Below are 1,193 nucleotides of genomic sequence, written 5' to 3' on the forward strand. Positions count from 1 at the left end.
TTATTCGATGATCTTGGCAACCACGCCGGCGCCGACGGTACGGCCACCTTCGCGAATCGCGAAGCGCAGGCCGTCTTCCATGGCGATCGGAGCGATCAGGGTAACCACCATCTTGATGTTGTCGCCCGGCATTACCATCTCGACGCCTTCGGGCAGCTCGCAGCTACCGGTCACGTCAGTCGTACGGAAGTAGAACTGCGGACGGTAGCCCTTGAAGAACGGCGTGTGACGACCGCCTTCTTCCTTGCTCAGGACGTAGACTTCGCCTTCGAACTTGGTGTGCGGCTTGATGGTGCCCGGCTTGGCCAGGACCTGACCACGCTCAACGTCATCACGCTTGGTGCCGCGCAGCAGCACGCCGACGTTCTCACCCGCACGACCTTCGTCGAGCAGCTTACGGAACATTTCGACGCCGGTGCAGGTAGTCTTGGTCGTGGCACGAATACCAACGATCTCGATCTCTTCCTGAACCTTGACGATGCCGCGCTCAACACGACCCGTCACAACGGTACCGCGACCAGAGATCGAGAACACGTCCTCGATCGGCATCAGGAAGGGCTTGTCGATCGCACGCTCAGGCTCCGGGATGTAGGTGTCCAGCGTCTCGACCAGCTTCTTGACCGCAGTGGTGCCCATCTCGTTGTCGTCCTGACCGTTCAGGGCCATCAGCGCAGAGCCGATAATGATCGGCGTGTCGTCGCCCGGGAAGTCGTAAGCCGACAGCAGGTCACGCACCTCCATCTCGACCAGCTCAAGCAGCTCGGCGTCGTCCACCATGTCCGCCTTGTTCAGAAAGACAACGATGTACGGAACGCCAACCTGACGGGACAGCAGGATGTGCTCACGCGTCTGCGGCATCGGGCCGTCAGCAGCCGAGCAAACCAGGATCGCGCCGTCCATCTGCGCAGCACCGGTGATCATGTTCTTCACATAGTCAGCGTGACCCGGGCAGTCCACGTGCGCGTAGTGACGGATCGAGGAATCATATTCAACGTGGGATGTGTTGATGGTGATACCACGAGCCTTCTCTTCCGGCGCATTGTCGATCTGCGAGAAGTCACGCGCAGAGCCGCCCCACGTCTCGGCACAGACCTTGGTCAGCGCTGCGGTGAGCGTGGTCTTGCCATGGTCGACGTGACCAATGGTGCCGACGTTCAGGTGCGGTTTGTTACGTTCGAATTTTTCTTTAGCCA

The 1,193-nt window shown here is 59.9% G+C and carries 1 protein-coding gene; it reads right to left on the minus strand.

Annotation, left to right across the window (positions count from 1 at the left end; translation table 11 throughout):
- A partial coding sequence (gene tuf, locus NA637_RS25050) for an elongation factor Tu (protein ID WP_256075292.1) occupies positions 1–1,193 on the minus strand: 1,193 nt, incomplete at its 5' end.

It is taken from the genome of Stutzerimonas stutzeri, assembly GCF_024448935.1.
Lineage (GTDB): Bacteria > Pseudomonadota > Gammaproteobacteria > Pseudomonadales > Pseudomonadaceae > Stutzerimonas > Stutzerimonas stutzeri_AO.